Raw genomic sequence first — 16,488 nt, 5'->3', positions numbered from 1 at the left:
TATTCGGCCCACGAGGGAGCTACAACATGATCAAACGCAATCTGCTGGTAATGGGCCTGGCCGTACTGCTCAGCGCCTGTGGTTTCCAGCTGCGCGGCACCGGCACCACCGAACTGACCATCAAGGAGCTGGACCTCAGCGCCCGCAACGCTTACGGCGAGACCGTCAAGCAGTTGCGCCGCACTTTGGAAAACAGCGAGGTAAGGGTATACAGCGGTGCGCCGTACAAGCTGGTACTCACCAACGAACAGGAAACCCAGCGCGCGGCGACCTACAGCGGTGGTAACCGCTCGGCCGAATACGAGCTGACCACAGTGCTGAACTATGCCATCGAAGGCCAGAACGACACCGTGCTGCTGGAAGACAAACTGCAAGTGCAGCGCTACTACGTGCACGATGGCAACAACATCACCGGCTCCGGTCAGGAAGCGACCCAGGTTCGTCAGGAAATGCGCAGCGACCTGGTGCAGAACATGATGGTCCGCCTGCAACAGCTGACCCCGGATCGTCTGGCCGACCTGCAGCACAAGGCCGACGAACGCGCCCGCGCCGAAGCCCAGGCACTGCAGGAAGCACAACGCGTCCGCGACGAGACGCCCCAGCAGTCCCCGCTGGAAGTCCCGGCCAACTGAGCCTGAACGGGGTGCCCCGGCACCCCGCCTTTCGCCATGAAACTCTCCCCAGCCCAACTCAACAAACATCTGCAGGGCCAGCTGGCGCCTGTGTATATCGTCAGCGGCGACGACCCGCTGCTGTGCCAGGAAGCCGCCGACGCCATTCGAGGCGCCGCGCGCCAGCAAGGTTACGACGAGCGCCAGGTGTTCAGCGCCGATGCCAACTTCGACTGGGGCAACCTGTTGCTGGCCGGTGCCAGCCTCTCGCTGTTCGCCCAGCGCCGCCTGCTGGAGTTGCGCCTGCCTTCAGGCAAGCCTGGCGACAAGGGCGCGGCCGCACTCATCGAGTACTGCGCCAACCCCGCTGAAGACACCTTGCTGCTGATCAGCCTGCCTAAGCTCGATGGCAGCGCGCAGAAAACCAAGTGGGGCAAGGCACTGATCGAGGGCGGTCACTGCCAGTTCATCCAGATCTGGCCGGTGGACGCCCAGCAGTTGCCGCAGTGGATCAACCAGCGCCTCTCACAGGCCGGCCTGACAGCCCAGCGCGATGCGGTCGACATGATCGCTGCCAGGGTCGAAGGCAACCTGCTGGCCGCCGCCCAGGAAATCGAAAAGCTCAAGCTGTTGGCCGATGGCAACCAGATCACCGTCGAGACCGTGCAGGCGGCGGTTGCCGACAGCGCACGTTTTGATGTGTTCGGCCTGGTCGATGCCATCCTCAACGGCGAGGCCGCCCATGCCCTGCGCATGCTCGAGGGGCTGCGCGGGGAAGGTGTCGAGCCGCCGGTGATCCTCTGGGCCCTGGCCCGCGAGCTGCGCCTGCTGGCGGGGCTGGCCCAGCAGTTCAGCCAGGGGGTGCCGCTGGACAAGGCCTTCAGCCAGGCCCGGCCACCGGTGTGGGACAAGCGCCGTCCGCTGGTGAGCAAGGCCCTGCAACGCCTCTCGGCGCAGCGCTGGGCCATGCTGTTGCAGGATGCCCAGCGTATTGATGCGCAAATCAAAGGGCAGGCCCAGGGGTCGCCATGGACCAGCCTGGCGCGCTTGTCGCTGCTGATGGCCGGGCAGCGACTCACTCTGCCAGCAGAGTAGGCCGCCTGACGCCATCTCAGCGCGTCATCAATAGCCTTGGTCTTCCCGGCGATAGCTGAACGCCTGGCCAGTCGCACTGAGGTCAATGCGCACCACCGGCTTGATCAGGCTGGCAGAGCTGCGGAACAGATCCTGCTGGATCTGTTTGGCTTGGGTCAGGGCGGCAGTGCCACCGGCCGAGGTGTAGAAGATCGCATCCAAGGGCAGACTGTCAGGAATATTCTGCGCCCATGCTCTCAACATGATTTCGTTGTAGCCGTAGAACTGGTTCTCAGTGCCAACGATGAACTGCGTGCGCCCGTCGATTGCAAGCATGAAACTAGCCGGTTGGATCGCCAAGCTGCACTGGTGATGCAGACGCTGCCAGGTCGGATCTGCCGGTACTTTTCGAAAGTGCGTGCCGAGCGCATCCAAGGTATTGATATCCATTGACGCGCAAGGTTTGCTGTCGGTAGGGAAGTCCGTACCAGGCCCGCACCCCTGCGTGCTGCGACTCCAGGTATTGGCATCAGCCATGTAGATACACAGCGGCTCAATCGCAACGAGCCCAGGGCCGGAGGTGTATCCCAAGCGGTCGAAAATCAGCCCCTGTGGGTAGAACAGTTTTACCGTCTTGACGTCCGCTCTCATGTACGAGAACGAAACAGCATCTTTGGGATTGGTGTTGGGGTTGGGGTTCCAGGCATGGAACGCGGTGCTGTATTGCGTGGCGCGCGCCAGCACCCCATTGCAATACACCGGCGCACGCCCATCTGCGCATTGCCTGGACCTGTCAACGAAACGAGCATTGAGCCGGTCGGCTACCTGCCAGCCATCCTCCTGGTCCGCTGCACGCTGAGCGAAGCGCTCGCCTGTTGGTTTCGCGAAGTCAAGCGTGACGATCGGTAGCGACAAGCCCGTTCGCACGCGGTAATCGTGACGCAGCATCTGGGCGGTGATCAGGCTGCCGGGACTAGCAGCGTTGTAGAAGAAGGCTTCGATGGGCAACCGCTCCGGCGTGTTCACATCCCAGGTCGGGATCAACAGTTCGTTCAGCAGGGTGCTGGCCTGTTCCAAAGAACCCCGCACCTTGAGACTGGCCATGAACTGTTTGGCATCACGCGTGCTCAGCGAGCATTGATTACTGGGATTCGACCCGAACCTTTTAAAATTCGCTATCCATAACTCGGGAGTCACAGCTGGGACGGCCAACCCGCGACAGGTGCTTTGCTCAGCGCCCGCACGTGTCGCAAAACCGCAGCCATTTTCCGGCCTTCCGGCATTCTGAGTACCTGCGATCAACGGATAGATACAGCGCGGCTCAGCCCATGACTTGCCTTGCTGCTGGGCAGTCTGCTTGTCCATGAAGATGAAGCCACTGGCATCCGCCCGCGAACCGTCGCATCGGCACGCAGGTAGGAGAAAGTGACCGAACCCAATTTTGCAGCCGCCGCACTGTGTACCCAGAAGTTGCTGGAGCTCGAGCGCCTGATCAGTACCCCCGAGCATTCAAGGGCAGCCCCGCCATTGCTGCAATTCTCCACCGTGCTCGCATAACGCGCATTGAGGCGGGCCGCGACATCAAGTACCCCCGATGGCTGCGGTGGCGCTGGAGGGGGGCGCAAGGGCTCATCGACACGCGGCCCGATACAGCCACTCAAGCCCAGAATAATGAACATCACTAACGGTAGGGCCAAGCTTGGCTTTGTTGATCTTGTGATGTTCATCGACGCCATCCTCACATAGTTTCAATCAATTGGCTCGGTAGTCCAGGGATGGCTTACTCTGCCCGCCCTACTCGAGAGGTATCGAAATGACCAGGAAATCCAAGAAGCATCCGCCCAACAAAGCCAAGTCGATCGTCGCCCAACCCCTGTTCCGCTGCCGCCAGGAAAAACCGGAAAAGGGCAAAGGCAGCTACCGCCGCGAAGCCTTCCAATCGAGAGATTGGGAGGCTTCTTGCTTAATGGCCGCCTGAAATTACTGTTCGACGGACAAGCGAACGAACTTCTAAAGTTTGCGGAAAACTTCACTGATACAACGACCATTAAACTTCCTGACGATACGCAACATATAAAACGGCGTATCCAGGCACAACTGACAGTTCTGTCAGTTGACAATCACTTGAGCAAGCGCCCATCGATACGATTGCTCACATGCATAATTTTCCGGTCGGCCCGGCAGCCATGGTAAGGTTCACGCCTGACCTGTAAGCCTTGGACCTGTGCATGCTTTCCAGCCTTTCCCACCGCTGGCCCCCCCGCCAGCTGATCGCAGCCACCAGCTTCGTCCTGCTCGTCGCCTGCGCTGAGAAACCCACCGCCGCCGACGCCCTACCGCTGGCACCTGCCCAGCCCGCCCCTGTAGTGACGCTGCCCGGTACCAGCGCCGACACCAGCACAGAAATCCAGCCCCTGCAGACTTTTGCCCAATGGCAGGCGGGTTTCCGTCAACAGGCCCTGCAAGCCGGCATCAGCCCGAACCTGTTCGACCGTGCCTTCCTCGGCGTCACCCCGGACATGGACGTGATCAAGGCCGACCGCAGCCAACCCGAGTTCACCCGCCCGGTCTGGGAATACCTGGACGGCGCGCTCTCACCCCTGCGCGTGCGCAACGGCAAGAAGCTGCTTGAGCAGAACGCCGAGCTGCTGGCCCGCATCGAGCAACGCTATGGTGTCGACCGCCAGGTGCTGGTGTCGGTGTGGGGCATGGAGAGCAACTTCGGCCAGTTCCAGGGCAGCAAATCGGTGATCCGCTCGCTGGCCACCCTGGCTTACGAAGGCCGTCGCCCGCAGTTCGCCCAAGACCAGCTGATCGCCGCCCTGCAGATCCTGCAGAACGGCGACATCCAGCCCGACGCCATGCGCGGCTCCTGGGCCGGGGCCATGGGCCAGACCCAGTTCATCCCCACCACCTACCTGACCCACGCCGTGGACTTCGACGGTGATGGTCGCCGCGATATCTGGAACAGCACCGCCGACGCCCTGGCGTCGACCGCGCACTATTTGCAGGCGTCTGGCTGGAAACGCGGCCAACCCTGGGGCTTCGAAGTGCAGGTACCTGCCGGCTTCGACTACTGGCTGGCCGACGGCAGCCAGCGCAAGAGCGTCAACGAATGGTTGCAGCTGGGCGTGAAACTACCGACGGGCACCCAGCTGCCGGCCAACAGCAGCCAACTGTCCGCCGCCCTGCTGCTGCCGGCTGGCGCTCGCGGCCCGGCGTTCCTGGTGCTGGACAACTTCCGCGCGATCCTCAAGTACAACAACTCGTCGTCCTACGCGCTGGCGGTCAGCCTGCTGGGCGATCGGTTCTATGGCTGGGGCTTCATCGCCGGTAGCTGGCCGAAAGACGACCTGCCCTTGAGCCGCAGCGAGCGAATCGAACTGCAGACCCTGCTCAACGCCAGCGGGCACGAGGCGGGTAACCCCGATGGCATCATCGGCGCCAACACCCGCAAGGCCATTCGCAATGCGCAGCAAGCGCAGGGCTGGCCGGCTGATGGCTATCCGACGCACAAATTGCTGGATAGCCTGCGCCGCTAGTGAATATGAGGGGCGCTTTGCGCCCCTTTCGCGGCACAAGGCCGCTCCTACAGAGAAATGCGACCTACCTGTAGGAGCGGCCTCGCGCCGCGATAGGGCTGCAAAGCAGCCCCGGCGATCTCAACCCCTGAACAGATCCTGCGAAAGCACCAGGTGCTGCTCTTCAGCATCCAGCCGCACTCTGGCCCCCATCGGCAAACACAGGTTCGGATCACAGTGACCGCTGCGCCACCCGGCCAGTACCGGCACCCCAAGCGGACCGAAGATATCCAGCAGCAGCGGCGTCATCGCTGCAACCGTCACCCCGGCAAAGTCTCCCACCAGCACGCCCCGCAGGCCTTGCAGCTTGCCCGCCAGGCGCAACTGGGTCAGCAGCCGGTCAAGCCGGTACAGCGGCTCGTTGACGTCCTCGATAAAGAGGATCGCGCCCTCGCAATCGATCTCGGCCACAGTCCCCAGCGTTGCGCCCAGCAACGACAGGTTACCGCCAACCAGCCGCCCGCTCGCCACACCCGGCACAACCGTGGTCAGCGGGTAGGCCGCCGGGTGAACAATGGCATCACCCTCCCCCAGCCGCCCACCCAACTGCTCGAACAGTGAGTTCACCGTCGGCTCCAGCTTGCCCCCCAACAGATCGGCATTGAGCATCGCGCCGTGGAAGGTAATCAGCCCGGCATGCCGATTGAGCGCCGTATGCAGCGCGGTGATATCGCTGTAGCCCACCAGCGGCTTGGGGTGGCGACGGATCAGGTCGAAGTCCAGCGCATCCAGCAGGCGCATGCTGCCGTAGCCGCCACGCATGCACACAATGGCGTCGATGTCCGGGGCCTGGAAGGCATCGTGCAGGTCTTGCAGGCGCTGTTGATCACTGCCCGCCAGGTACCCATCGGCCTGGTTGACGCCTGGGTAGATGCGGCATTGATACCCACGGCTGTCGAACCACTGGCGAGCCTTGTCTGCATCCAGTCGGGCCGGCCCTGCCGGGGCGACGATAGCGAACCGGGCATTGCCGGACAGAGCCCCAGGCAGCAGGGTTTCAACGGTCTCCACGCAATTCATCGCGCTACTCCTTGCAGCTTGTCGCTCGAAACTTACAGCTAAAAAAAAGCCGATGCCGCCTCTCAGCGCGCATCGGCATGTTCAGCTCAAGCCCGCTTCAGAGCTTGATCTTGGCTTCGTGAGCCTGCTGGTCGGCGTGGTAAGAGGAGCGTACCAGCGGGCCGGAAGCGACGTTCTTGAAGCCCATCTTGTAGCCTTCCTCGGCGAACCAGGCGAAGGTGTCCGGGTGCACGAAGCGCTGCACCGGCAGGTGGCTGCGCGACGGCTGCAGGTACTGGCCGAGGGTGAGCATGTCGATCTCGTGCTCACGCATGCGGTGCATGACCTCGATCACTTCCTCGTCGGTCTCGCCCAGGCCCAGCATCAGCCCGGACTTGGTCGGTACGTGCGGCACCATCTGCTTGAACTTCTGCAGCAGGTCCAGCGACCAGTCGTAGTCCGAGCCCGGGCGCGCGGCCTTGTACAGGCGCGGTACGGTTTCGAGGTTGTGGTTGAACACATCCGGCGGGGTCTGCGCGGTGATTTCCAGCGCCACGTCCATACGGCCGCGGTAGTCCGGCACCAGGGTCTCGAGCTGCACACCCGGCGACAGCGCGCGAATCTCGCGAATGCAGTCGGCGAAGTGCTGGGCACCGCCGTCGCGCAGGTCGTCGCGGTCCACAGAAGTGATCACCACGTACTTCAAGCGCAGGTCGGCGATGGCCACGGCAAGGTTCTTCGGCTCGTCCAGGTCCAACGGTTTCGGCCGGCCATGGCCGACGTCGCAGAACGGGCAGCGACGGGTGCAGATGTCACCCATGATCATGAAGGTGGCGGTGCCACCCGAGAAGCACTCCCCAGGTTCGGGCAGGAGGCCTCTTCGCACACGCTGTGCAGCTTGTGCTTGCGCAGCAGCTGCTTGATACGGTCGACTTCCGGCGAAACCGGGATGCGCACGCGAATCCAGTCGGGTTTCTTCGGCAGTTCTTCGGTGGGGATGATCTTCACCGGAATGCGCGCCACCTTTTCGGCGCCGCGCAGCTTCACGCCGGCTTCGACTTTCTTGGGCGCGGGGCGCGAGGTGACGTCTTGCGACGGGATCAGGTTAGGCACGGCTTCTTGCACAGTTGTCATATTCAGTCGATTCCGCCCGTGAGGGTCGTCTGCTCAGCGTAGTCGAGGTGCTTGACCAGCTGTCCGCGCAGCCTTGTCCTGACCTCGTCGAGTTCGATCGGGCCTGCCAGGTCGCGCAACTGGGTCATCGCCAGCCCCGCATACCCACAGGGATTGATTCGGCGGAATGGCGCAAGGTCCATGTCCACATTCAGAGCAAGGCCGTGGAAGCAACGACCGTTGCGGATTCGCAGGCCAAGGGAGGCGATTTTCGCTCCATCGACATATACGCCAGGGGCATCGGGCTTGGCGTTAGCCTGCACGCCGTAGCTGGCGAGCAGCTCGATCAGCGTCTGCTCGATGCGGCTGACCAGTTCGCGCACACCAAAGCCCAGGCGGCGCACATCCAGCAGCAGGTAGGCGACCAATTGGCCGGGGCCGTGGTAGGTCACCTGGCCGCCGCGATCGGTCTTCACCACCGGGATGTCGCCAGGCACCAGCAGATGCTCGGCCTTGCCAGCCTGGCCCTGGGTGAACACCGCCGGGTGCTCCACCAGCCAGACTTCGTCCTGGGCATCCGGGCCACGCGCCTCGGTAAAGCGACGCATGGCCTCCAGCACCGGTTCATAGGGCTGCAGGCCGAGCTCGCGGATACCGAGGCATGCGCTCATCACAGCACCATTTTCACGATGCCGGTGGCACGCAGGGCACTGTTGATGTCGTGCAGTTGATCTTCGCTTTCGGCAATGATGTGCAGTTGCACCGTGGTGTACTTGCCTTCCTTGCTCTGGCGCTCCGCCAGCGTGGCCAGATCGACCTTGGCGTACTTGCTGAGGATCTCGATCACCGTGTCCTTGAAACCGACCACGGTATCGCCGATCACTTTGATCGGATAGTCCTCGCAAGGGAATTCGATCTTATGCGACTTGACGTCTTCTTCGCTCATTGCGGGATGGCCTCGTAAGCCGTGGCAACAGCAACGCCCCCGCCTGGTTCACGGGGGCATGCAGGTCACGTATCAGTTGAACAAACCATAGAAGAACAGGCGGATGCTGTCCCACATACGGCCGAAGAAACCAGCTTCTTCCACGCCATCGAGGGCGATCAGGTCGGCGCTGTGAATCACTTTCTCGTCCAGTTTGACTTCCACTTTGCCGATCACGTCACCTTTGGCGATCGGAGCGGTCAATTGCGGATTCATGCTCATCGAAGCCTGCAGGCGTTTCAACTGGCCTTTAGGCATGGTCATGGTCAGGTCGTTGGCCAGGCCGGCTTTGACCTGATTGGTCGCGCCTTTCCATACCGGGGCCTGAGTCAGCTCGGTGCCCTTCTGATAGAAGGTCTGGGTTTCGAAGAAGCGGAAGCCGTAGGTCAGCAGCTTTTGCGTTTCAGCGGCACGCGATTGCTCGCTGTTGGTGCCGAACACCACGGCGATCAGGCGCTGGCCGTCACGTACGGCGGAGGCGACCATGCAGTAGCCGGCTTCGTCGGTGTGGCCGGTTTTCAGGCCGTCGACGGTCTTGTCGCGCCACAGCAGCAGGTTGCGGTTAGGCTGCTTGATGTTGTTCCAGAAGAACTCTTTCTGCGAGTAGATGGCGTAGTGCGCAGGGTCTTCGTTGATGATCGCGCGTGCCAGCAGGGCCATGTCGTGGGCCGAGGAGTAGTGCTCCGGGTTCGGCAGGCCGGTCGGGTTCATGAAGTGGCTGTTGCCCATGCCCAGATCGGCGGCAGTCTTGTTCATCATGTCGGCGAAGGCGTCTTCGCTGCCGGCGATGTGCTCGGACAGGGCCACCGATGCATCGTTGCCGGACTGGATGATGATGCCGTGCAGCAGGTCGCTGACGGTCACCTGGCTGCCGACCTTGATGAACATGCGCGAACCGCCGGTGCGCCAGGCGTTTTCGCTGACGGTCACCGGGTCGTTCTCGCCGATCTGGCCACGACGGATGTCGAGGGTGGCGATGTAAGCGGTCATCAGCTTGGTCAGGCTGGCTGGCGGCAGACGCTCGTCACCGTTGTTCTCGACCAGCACGTTGCCGCTGGCCGCGTCCATGAGTACATAGGACTTGGCGGCCAGTTGCGGTGGTGCCGGCATCATCTGCTCGGCCGCGAAGGCGACAGGCGTGATCAGCAGCAGAACAGGCAGGCAAAGTCGTTTGGCAAGGTTGGTGATGTTCATCCGTCTCTCGTAAATCGCTAATGGTCTGATGTTCCGCGGGCCACATCGTGTGCCCGGCGCCCCGTCAGTCTAGTTTTATGGCCAATGGCCTGGCCCGCAAAAGTGCGACCTAATGCCGCTGCGGGCAAAAGCGGGCATTGTACATGGCAACGCCCGGCAATTCATGAACAAACCGACAGCAAGAGCTGCAAGCCGCAAGCTTCAAGCGGCAAGAAAGAGCAGGCGTGCACCGTGGCTTTTTCTTGAAGCTTGCCGCTGCTAGTCGGTGACGACTTTGGCCTGGCCGAGATTGGCCAGGCGAATGCTGTCCTGAGTCTGCTGGATTTCGCCCTGGCTGTTGATCGGCCCCAGGCGGACTCGGTGCAGGGTCTGCTGGTTACGCACGACAGAGCTGATGAACACCGGCGCACTGACCATGGTGCTCAGCTTGGAGCGCAGCAGCTCGGCGGCGTCCGGGTTGGCGAAGGCGCCCACCTGCAGGATGCTGCCACCGTTGCTGTTCGGCACGTTGTTGCCGCTCAGCTGCACCGGCACCACGGGTGCCGCGTGCTGCTGCGGCGGCGGGGTCCACTGCTCGACACGCCCGGTGCTGGCGGCGATCGGCTGGGCCTGGGCGACCTGCGGCTCCTTGAGCATCAGCGGCGGCTGCTGGCCACGCTGGGCCCACCATTGCTGCGGGTCGATACCTTCGACGCGCACATGGGCGGTACCGCTCTCGGCATAGCCGAGCTTCTTCGCCGCAGCGTAGGACAGGTCGATGATGCGGTCGGAATAGAACGGCCCACGGTCGTTGACCCGCAGGATCACGCTGCGGCCGTTGGCCAGGTTGGTTACCCGCACGTAGGCCGGCAGCGGCAAGGTCTTGTGCGCCGCGCTCATGCCATAGAGGTCGTACAGTTCGCCGTTGGCGGTGTTCTGCCCGTGGAACTTGGTGCCGTACCACGAGGCAGTGCCCTCGGCGCGGTAGTTGCGCGAGTCCTGCATCGGGTAATAGGTCTTGCCCAGCACCGTGTACGGGTTGGCCTTGTAGTTGCCGGTGTGCACGGTCGGGGTGGCATCGGGGATCTTGTTGACGTCCACGTCCCACCACGGCGCGCCATCCTTGTGGGCGCGGTTGATGTCCAGGCCCGGCTGCGAACGCACCGCGTTGCCGCTGCCCTGGGAGGTCGGGCGGCTGCTGGAGCAGCTGACCAGGAGCATGCCGACGGTGACGCAGGTCAGCAGCTTGAAGGTGTTGGCAGAGATGATTGCGCGCATTACTTGACGCCCCGTGCTTGAACCAGCTGTTCGGCAAGCTGATGCACCGCCATGGCATACATCACGCTGCGGTTATAGCGAGTGATCGCGTAGAAGTTCTTCTGGCCCATCCAGTACTCGGGGCCGTACTCACCTTCCAGGCGGAAGGCGGTGACCGGCAGATCATCGCGCAGCGCATCATGACTCGACCAGCCCAGCGCTCGCAACTGCCCCACGGTCTTGACCGGCTCGATGCCGGTGGTCAGGCCTTCGTCGGCGCTGGCGCCTGCGACCTGCGCGCGGCTGACCACGGCCCCACCGGCTACCCAGCCGTGACGCTTGAAGTAGCTGGCGACGCTGCCGATGGCATCGTCAGGGTTGTTCCAGATATTGATGTGGCCGTCGCCGTCGAAATCCACCGCGTAGTTGCGAAAGCTGCTCGGCATGAACTGCGGCAGGCCCATGGCGCCGGCGTAGGAGCCCTTGAGCGTCAGCGGGTCGAGCTGCTCGTCACGGGCCAGCAGCAGGAACTCGCGCAGCTCCTTGCGGAAGAATTCGGCACGCGGCGGGTAGTCGAAACCGAGGGTGGACAGTGCGTCGATCACCCGGTAGTTGCCGGTGTTGCGGCCGAAGAAGGTCTCCACGCCGATGATCGAGACGATGTACTGCGCCGGCACGCCGTATTCCTGCTCGGCGCGGGCCAGCACCGCCTCGTGCTGGCGCCAGAAGTCCACCCCGCGGGCGATGCGCGCGTCGGTGATGAACATCGGGCGGTACTCTTTCCACGGCTTGACCCGCTCGGCCGGCCGCGAGATCGCGTCGAGGATCGCCTGCTTGCGCTGTACCTCGCTGAACACGCCCAGCAACTGCTCACTGGCAAAGCCGTAATCACGGGTCATCTCGCCAACGAACTCGGCCACCTGGGGCGAGCCGTCGTAATCGCCGGCAAGGGCTTGCTGGACAGCGCCGCACAGGCCCACCACACCGATCCACGGCACACAACGGGCAAACCAGCCACGCACTGCTTGCATTGAATTCTTCACCTTTTTCAAACTTGAGCAATCCATTTGCGGTGCGTATGGATCGACATCAGAACGCCAAACGCTGACAGCAGCGTCACCAACGAAGTTCCGCCATAGCTGATGAAGGGCAGCGGCACACCCACCACGGGCAGAAGGCCGCTGACCATACCGATATTGACGAACACATAAACAAAGAAGGTCATGGTCAGGCTGCCTGCGAGCAGCTTGCCGAACAGGGTCTGCGCCTGGGCCGTGATCATCAGCCCACGGCCGATCAGCAGCATGTAGATCAGCAGCAGCAGGCAAATGCCGACCAGGCCGAATTCCTCGCCCAGCACGGCGATGATGAAGTCGGTGTGGCTTTCCGGCAGGAAGTCCAGGTGCGACTGGGTGCCCAGCAGCCAGCCCTTGCCGAACACCCCGCCCGAGCCGATCGCCGCCTTGGACTGGATGATGTTCCAGCCGGTGCCCAGCGGGTCGCTTTCCGGGTCGAGGAAGGTCAGCACGCGCTGCTTCTGGTAGTCGTGCATGACGAAGAACCACATGGCCACTGCCACCGGCACCGCAGCAGCGATCACACTGATGATCCAGCGCCAGCGCAGGCCGCCCATGAACAGCACGAAGGCGCCGGAGGCGAGGATCAGCAGCGCCGTGCCGAGGTCGGGCTGGCGCACGATGAGGATGAACGGTACGCCGATCAGCACCAGGCTGATCGCCACGTGCTTCAGATGCGGCGGCAGGGTGCGCTTGGACAGGTACCAGGCGATGGTCGCCGGCATGATGATCTTCATGAACTCCGAGGGCTGGAAGCGAATCACCCCGGGGATGTTGATCCAGCGCGTGGCGCCCATGGCGTTGTGGCCCATCACGTCCACCACCACCAGCAGCATCACCCCGGTGAGGTAGGCCAGCGGCACCCAGCGTGCCATGAAGCGCGGCTCCAGCTGGGCAATGATGAACATCGACACCAGGCCGATGCCGAAGGAGGTGGCCTGCTTCATCAGCAGGTCCCAGTTCTTGCCGCTGGCCGAATACAGCACGAACAGGCTGCCGGCGGCCAGCGTCAGCAGGATGAGCAGCAAGGGGCCGTCGACGTGGATGCGCTGCAGGAAGCTGGCGCGCCGGCGCATCACGTCTTCGCTGGAGAGCATGCGATCGAAGTTGTTCATCACGGGGCCGTTTCCTGGGCGACTGTGGCGGGGCCGAACTCAGGCTTGAGCCGGCCGTTCTCGTCGAGCAGCCAGGCGTCCATGACCTGGCGTACCACGGGGGCGGCGACACCGGAGCCGGACTCGCCGTTCTCGACCATCACCGAGACCACGATCTTCGGGTCTTCGGCGGGGGCGAAGGCAACGAACAGGGCGTGGTCGCGGTGGCGCTCCTGGAGCTTGTTGCGGTCGTACTTCTCGCCCTGCTTGATCGCCACCACCTGCGCGGTGCCGCTCTTGCCGGCGATACGGTATTGCGAGCCAAGGGCCGCCTTGCGCGCGGTACCACGGGCACCGTGCATCACCTGCTCCATGCCATGGGTGACCTTGGCCCAGTCGGACTTGTCGCGCAGGACGATGTTCTCCATCGGGTTCTCGTCCACCGGCGGCTGGCCTTCGATGGTCTTGGCCAGGTGCGGGCGGTTCCACACCCCCTTGTTGGCGATCAGCGCGGTGGCCTGGGCCAGCTGCAGCGGCGTGGTCTGCATGTAGCCCTGGCCGATACCGAGGATCAGCGTTTCGCCCGGGAACCAAGCCTGGCGGCGGGTGGCGCGCTTCCATTCGCGGGACGGCATCAGGCCGGGGGATTCCTCGAACATGTCCAGCGAGACCTTCTGCCCGATGCCGAACCGGTTCATGTAGTTGGACAAGCGGTCGATGCCCATCTTGTGTGCAAGATCGTAGAAGTACGTGTCATTCGAGCGCATGATCGCCACATCCAGGTCCACCCAGCCATCGCCGGTGCGGTTCCAGTTGCGGTACTTGTGGTCGTAGTTGGGCAGTTGGTAGTAGCCCGGGTCGAACACCCGGCTGGAGGCGGTCACCACCCCACTGTCCAGGCCGGCAATGGCCACCGCCGGCTTGATGGTCGAGCCCGGCGGGTACAGGCCGCGCAGCACACGGTTGAACAGTGGCCGGTCGATCGAGTCGCGCAGCTCGGCATAGGCCTTGAAGCTGATGCCGGTGACGAACAGGTTGGGGTCGAAACTCGGCTGGCTGACCATCGCCAGCACTTCGCCGGTGCGCGGGTCGAGCGCCACGATCGCGCCGCGCCGCCCGCCCAGCGCCTGCTCGGCCGCTTCCTGCAGCTTGATGTCGAGGCTCAGCACGATATCCTTGCCCGGCTTGGGGTCGGTGCGCTTGAGCACCCGCAGCACCCGGCCCCGGGCATTGGTCTCGACTTCCTCGTAGCCCACCTGGCCGTGCAGGTCGTCTTCGTAGAATCGCTCGATGCCGGTCTTGCCGATGTGGTGGGTGCCGCTGTAGTTCACCGGGTCGAGGGTCTTCAGCTCTTTCTCGTTGATCCGCCCCACGTAGCCCACCGAGTGGGCAAAGTGCGCGCCCTGCGGGTAGTGACGCACCAACTGCGCCGCCACCTCGACACCGGGCAGGCGGAACTGGTTGACCGCGATACGGGCGATCTGTTCTTCGTTGAGCTCGAACAGGATCGGCACCGGCTCGAATGGCCGACGCCCCTGCTTCATGCGTTTTTCGAACAGGGCGCGGTCATCCGGGGTGAGCTCCAGCACCTCGACGATCACATCCAGCACTTCCTGCCACTTGCCAGGGTTGCCGGAGCGCTCGCGGGTCATCACCAGGCTGAAGCTGGGCCGGTTGTCGGCGACGATCACCCCGTTGCGGTCGAAGATCAGCCCGCGGGTCGGCGGGATCGGCTGCACATGCACCCGGTTGTTTTCCGACAGCGTCGAGTGGTAGTCGAACTGGATGACCTGAAGGAAGTAGAGCCGGGCGATCAATACGCAGACGAGCAGCACCACCGCCACGGCGCCCACGACGACGCGGTTGCGCACCAGGCGGGCGTCTTTCTCGTGGTCCTTGAGGCGGATCTGCTGCGGCATCGGCGGGCTTACAGGTTCATTTGTGGTACGGATGCCCGGACAGCACGGTCCAGGCGCGATAGATCTGCTCGCCGATCAGTATCCTTACCAACGGGTGCGGCAACGTCAGCGGCGACAGCGACCAGCGCTGCTCGCTGCGTGCGCAGACCTCCGGCGCCAGCCCTTCCGGGCCGCCCACCATCAGGTTGACCGTACGCGCATCCAGGCGCCAACGATCCAGTTCGCCCGCCAGCTGCTCGGTACTCCACGGCTTGCCATGGACCTCCAGCGTGACGATGCGTTCCCCGGGCTGCACCTTGCCCAGCATCGCCTCGCCCTCCTGACGGATCAGGCGGGCGACATCGGCGTTCTTGCCGCGGGTATTCAGCGGGATTTCCACCAGCTCGAGCGCAAGCTCCGGGGGCAGGCGCTTGGCATATTCATGCCAGCCTTCCTCGACCCACTTGGGCATGCGCGAGCCGACCGCGATCAGACGCAGACGCACGACGCTTCCTTATTCCCGGTCTTTGAGCTTGTCGGAATACTCGTGCGCGTGCTCCGGGCTGTGGTGCTTGCCATCGTTGGCGCGGCTCTGCTCGGCACCCAGCCACAGGCGCTCCAGGTCGTAGAACTGGCGCGCGGCGGCGGTCATCATGTGCACGATGACGTCGTTCAGGTCCAGCAGCACCCAGTCGCTGTCGCCCTTGCCTTCTTCGCCCAGTGGCTGAGCGCCCTTGGCCTTGACCGCTTCACGGACCTTTTCCAGCATCGCGTTGATCTGGCGATTGGAAGTACCGGTGGCGATGATCATGAAGTCGGTCAGGCTGTGCTTCTCGCGCACGTCGATAACCTGGATGTCCTGGGCCTTGACGTCTTCCAGCGCGGCCTTGGTCAGCGCGACCAGCTCTTCGCCACTGATGCCATTGATTTTCTGCTTGGTCATATAAAACTCGTTCAACTCATTGAATGAGGCGCCCGTGGGCGCCGTCAGTTGGACGCACGATACAGATCGTGCGCCTCGATATAGGCCAGTACTGCGTCCGGCACCAGGAACCGCGCCGACTTGCCGCTGGCCAGCAGCTGTCGGATCTGCGTGGCGGACACCGCAAGCGGCGTCTGCCAGACGAACGAAATGTGCCCCGCCGGGCCGGACATGGCGGTGGGGTCGTTCTGTGAGCGCGCAGCCAGCAGGTTGCGCAGCTCGTCAGGGGGTTCGACATCAGCATCCGGGCGTTGCAGCACCAGGATGTGACAGTGTTGCAACAACTCTTCCCAGCGGTGCCAGCTGGGCAGGCCGCAGAACGCGTCCCAGCCCATGATCAGGAACAACTGGTCGTGCCCATTCAGCTCGGCACGCACCGATTCGAGGGTGTCGATGGTGTACGACGGCTTGTCGCGCGCCAGCTCGCGGGCGTCCACGCTCAGGCAGCCGACACCCTCTACGGCGCTGCGCACCATGGCCAAGCGGTCCTGCGCCGCCACTTGCGGCGTATCGCGGTGCGGCGGGCGGGCGTTGGGCAGCAGGCGCAACTCGTCCAGGTGCATGAACTCGGCCACTTCCAGCGCACTGCGCAGGTGACCGATATGCACCGGGTCGAAGGTACCGCCGAGCATGCCGACGCGCCGG

The 16,488-nt window shown here is 63.4% G+C and carries 16 protein-coding genes and 1 pseudogene; 4 read left to right on the top strand and 13 right to left on the bottom strand.

Annotated features, from left to right (window positions below; all coding sequences use genetic code 11):
- Nucleotides 1–26 precede the first annotated feature (26 nt).
- Both LOY51_RS03390 and holA read left to right on the top strand, forming a co-directional pair.
- The gene (locus LOY51_RS03390; RefSeq protein WP_258644441.1) at nt 27–632 is read left to right on the top strand and encodes an LPS-assembly lipoprotein LptE; all 606 of its coding nucleotides are present in this window, start codon (nt 27–29) and stop codon (nt 630–632) included.
- A 36-nt stretch (nt 633–668) separates the two neighbouring features.
- The gene (holA, locus tag LOY51_RS03385) at nt 669–1,706 is read left to right on the top strand and encodes a DNA polymerase III subunit delta (RefSeq protein ID WP_125857309.1); all 1,038 of its coding nucleotides are present in this window, start codon (nt 669–671) and stop codon (nt 1,704–1,706) included.
- Nucleotides 1,707–1,733: 27 nt separating this feature from the next.
- Here holA and LOY51_RS03380 read toward each other — a convergent pair whose 3' ends face one another.
- Nucleotides 1,734–3,050 carry a hypothetical protein gene (locus LOY51_RS03380; RefSeq protein WP_258644438.1) on the bottom strand — a complete coding sequence of 439 codons (1,317 nt, stop codon included), beginning with the start codon at nt 3,048–3,050 and terminating at the stop codon, nt 1,734–1,736.
- A gap of 448 nt (nt 3,051–3,498) precedes the next feature.
- On the opposite strand from LOY51_RS03380, the gene arfA reads away from it, so the two are divergent.
- Nucleotides 3,499–3,663 (top strand): alternative ribosome rescue factor ArfA, encoded by a 165-nt coding sequence (arfA, locus tag LOY51_RS03375; RefSeq protein ID WP_125857306.1) that lies wholly within the window; start codon nt 3,499–3,501, stop codon nt 3,661–3,663.
- Between the two features lie 250 nt (nt 3,664–3,913).
- Nucleotides 3,914–5,227, top strand: a complete 1,314-nt coding sequence (locus LOY51_RS03370) for a lytic murein transglycosylase (protein WP_258644435.1) — start codon at nt 3,914–3,916, stop codon at nt 5,225–5,227.
- A 120-nt stretch (nt 5,228–5,347) separates the two neighbouring features.
- On the opposite strand, the gene LOY51_RS03365 is transcribed toward LOY51_RS03370, so the two are convergent.
- The 12 genes and pseudogenes from LOY51_RS03365 to nadD all read right to left on the bottom strand — a co-directional run bounded on the left by LOY51_RS03365 (nt 5,348) and on the right by nadD (nt 16,475).
- Nucleotides 5,348–6,286, bottom strand: coding sequence for a S66 peptidase family protein (locus tag LOY51_RS03365; protein WP_258644434.1), 939 nt, complete (start codon nt 6,284–6,286; stop codon nt 5,348–5,350).
- Between the two features lie 97 nt (nt 6,287–6,383).
- Nucleotides 6,384–7,399, bottom strand: a pseudogene (gene lipA / locus LOY51_RS03360) (lipoyl synthase).
- Nucleotides 7,400–7,401: 2 nt separating this feature from the next.
- Entirely contained in the window at nt 7,402–8,049 is a 648-nt protein-coding gene (gene lipB / locus LOY51_RS03355; RefSeq protein WP_125462473.1) for a lipoyl(octanoyl) transferase LipB, read from the bottom strand.
- Complete coding sequence (locus tag LOY51_RS03350) at nt 8,049–8,324, bottom strand: DUF493 domain-containing protein (RefSeq protein ID WP_110993397.1); 276 nt, start codon at nt 8,322–8,324, stop codon at nt 8,049–8,051. Before LOY51_RS03350 ends, lipB begins: the two co-directional genes overlap by 1 nt.
- A 72-nt stretch (nt 8,325–8,396) precedes the next feature.
- Nucleotides 8,397–9,557 carry a D-alanyl-D-alanine carboxypeptidase family protein gene (locus LOY51_RS03345; protein ID WP_110993396.1) on the bottom strand — a complete coding sequence of 387 codons (1,161 nt, stop codon included), beginning with the start codon at nt 9,555–9,557 and terminating at the stop codon, nt 8,397–8,399.
- Nucleotides 9,558–9,815: 258 nt separating this feature from the next.
- On the bottom strand, nt 9,816–10,814 hold the full coding sequence (locus tag LOY51_RS03340) for a septal ring lytic transglycosylase RlpA family protein (RefSeq protein ID WP_125462472.1): 999 nt from the start codon (nt 10,812–10,814) through the stop codon (nt 9,816–9,818).
- On the bottom strand, nt 10,814–11,824 hold the full coding sequence (mltB, locus tag LOY51_RS03335; protein WP_125462471.1) for a lytic murein transglycosylase B: 1,011 nt from the start codon (nt 11,822–11,824) through the stop codon (nt 10,814–10,816). Before mltB ends, LOY51_RS03340 begins: the two co-directional genes overlap by 1 nt.
- A gap of 17 nt (nt 11,825–11,841) precedes the next feature.
- Nucleotides 11,842–12,945 carry a rod shape-determining protein RodA gene (gene rodA / locus LOY51_RS03330; protein WP_189654552.1) on the bottom strand — a complete coding sequence of 368 codons (1,104 nt, stop codon included), beginning with the start codon at nt 12,943–12,945 and terminating at the stop codon, nt 11,842–11,844.
- Between the two features lie 38 nt (nt 12,946–12,983).
- A complete protein-coding gene (gene mrdA, locus LOY51_RS03325) occupies nt 12,984–14,882 on the bottom strand; it encodes a penicillin-binding protein 2 (protein WP_110993392.1) in 1,899 nt (632 codons plus the stop codon).
- 16 nt (nt 14,883–14,898) lie between these two features.
- Nucleotides 14,899–15,366 (bottom strand): 23S rRNA (pseudouridine(1915)-N(3))-methyltransferase RlmH, encoded by a 468-nt coding sequence (rlmH, locus tag LOY51_RS03320; protein ID WP_258644430.1) that lies wholly within the window; start codon nt 15,364–15,366, stop codon nt 14,899–14,901.
- A gap of 9 nt (nt 15,367–15,375) precedes the next feature.
- Complete coding sequence (gene rsfS / locus LOY51_RS03315; protein WP_110993391.1) at nt 15,376–15,804, bottom strand: ribosome silencing factor; 429 nt, start codon at nt 15,802–15,804, stop codon at nt 15,376–15,378.
- 44 nt (nt 15,805–15,848) lie between these two features.
- The gene (gene nadD / locus LOY51_RS03310) at nt 15,849–16,475 is read right to left on the bottom strand and encodes a nicotinate-nucleotide adenylyltransferase (RefSeq protein WP_189654551.1); all 627 of its coding nucleotides are present in this window, start codon (nt 16,473–16,475) and stop codon (nt 15,849–15,851) included.
- Nucleotides 16,476–16,488 lie beyond the last annotated feature (13 nt).

It is taken from the genome of Pseudomonas sichuanensis (genome assembly GCF_024749065.1).
Classification (GTDB): domain Bacteria; phylum Pseudomonadota; class Gammaproteobacteria; order Pseudomonadales; family Pseudomonadaceae; genus Aquipseudomonas; species Aquipseudomonas sichuanensis.
This window is presented reverse-complemented; position numbering and strand designations above follow the sequence as displayed.

What these genes read in the sequence shown, in the direction of transcription:
- LOY51_RS03390 (WP_258644441.1), top strand. Translation starts at nt 27, where the DNA reads ATGATCAAACGCAATCTGCTGGTAATGGGCCTGGCCGTACTGCTCAGC.
- holA (WP_125857309.1), top strand. Translation starts at nt 669, where the DNA reads ATGAAACTCTCCCCAGCCCAACTCAACAAACATCTGCAGGGCCAGCTG.
- LOY51_RS03380 (WP_258644438.1), bottom strand. Translation starts at nt 3,050, where the DNA reads ATGGACAAGCAGACTGCCCAGCAGCAAGGCAAGTCATGGGCTGAGCCG.
- arfA (WP_125857306.1), top strand. Translation starts at nt 3,499, where the DNA reads ATGACCAGGAAATCCAAGAAGCATCCGCCCAACAAAGCCAAGTCGATC.
- LOY51_RS03370 (WP_258644435.1), top strand. Translation starts at nt 3,914, where the DNA reads ATGCTTTCCAGCCTTTCCCACCGCTGGCCCCCCCGCCAGCTGATCGCA.
- LOY51_RS03365 (WP_258644434.1), bottom strand. Translation starts at nt 6,286, where the DNA reads ATGAATTGCGTGGAGACCGTTGAAACCCTGCTGCCTGGGGCTCTGTCC.
- lipB (WP_125462473.1), bottom strand. Translation starts at nt 8,049, where the DNA reads ATGAGCGCATGCCTCGGTATCCGCGAGCTCGGCCTGCAGCCCTATGAA.
- LOY51_RS03350 (WP_110993397.1), bottom strand. Translation starts at nt 8,324, where the DNA reads ATGAGCGAAGAAGACGTCAAGTCGCATAAGATCGAATTCCCTTGCGAG.
- LOY51_RS03345 (WP_110993396.1), bottom strand. Translation starts at nt 9,557, where the DNA reads ATGAACATCACCAACCTTGCCAAACGACTTTGCCTGCCTGTTCTGCTG.
- LOY51_RS03340 (WP_125462472.1), bottom strand. Translation starts at nt 10,814, where the DNA reads ATGCGCGCAATCATCTCTGCCAACACCTTCAAGCTGCTGACCTGCGTC.
- mltB (WP_125462471.1), bottom strand. Translation starts at nt 11,824, where the DNA reads ATGCAAGCAGTGCGTGGCTGGTTTGCCCGTTGTGTGCCGTGGATCGGT.
- rodA (WP_189654552.1), bottom strand. Translation starts at nt 12,945, where the DNA reads ATGCGCCGGCGCGCCAGCTTCCTGCAGCGCATCCACGTCGACGGCCCC.
- mrdA (WP_110993392.1), bottom strand. Translation starts at nt 14,882, where the DNA reads ATGCCGCAGCAGATCCGCCTCAAGGACCACGAGAAAGACGCCCGCCTG.
- rsfS (WP_110993391.1), bottom strand. Translation starts at nt 15,804, where the DNA reads ATGACCAAGCAGAAAATCAATGGCATCAGTGGCGAAGAGCTGGTCGCG.
- nadD (WP_189654551.1), bottom strand. Translation starts at nt 16,475, where the DNA reads ATGCTCGGCGGTACCTTCGACCCGGTGCATATCGGTCACCTGCGCAGT.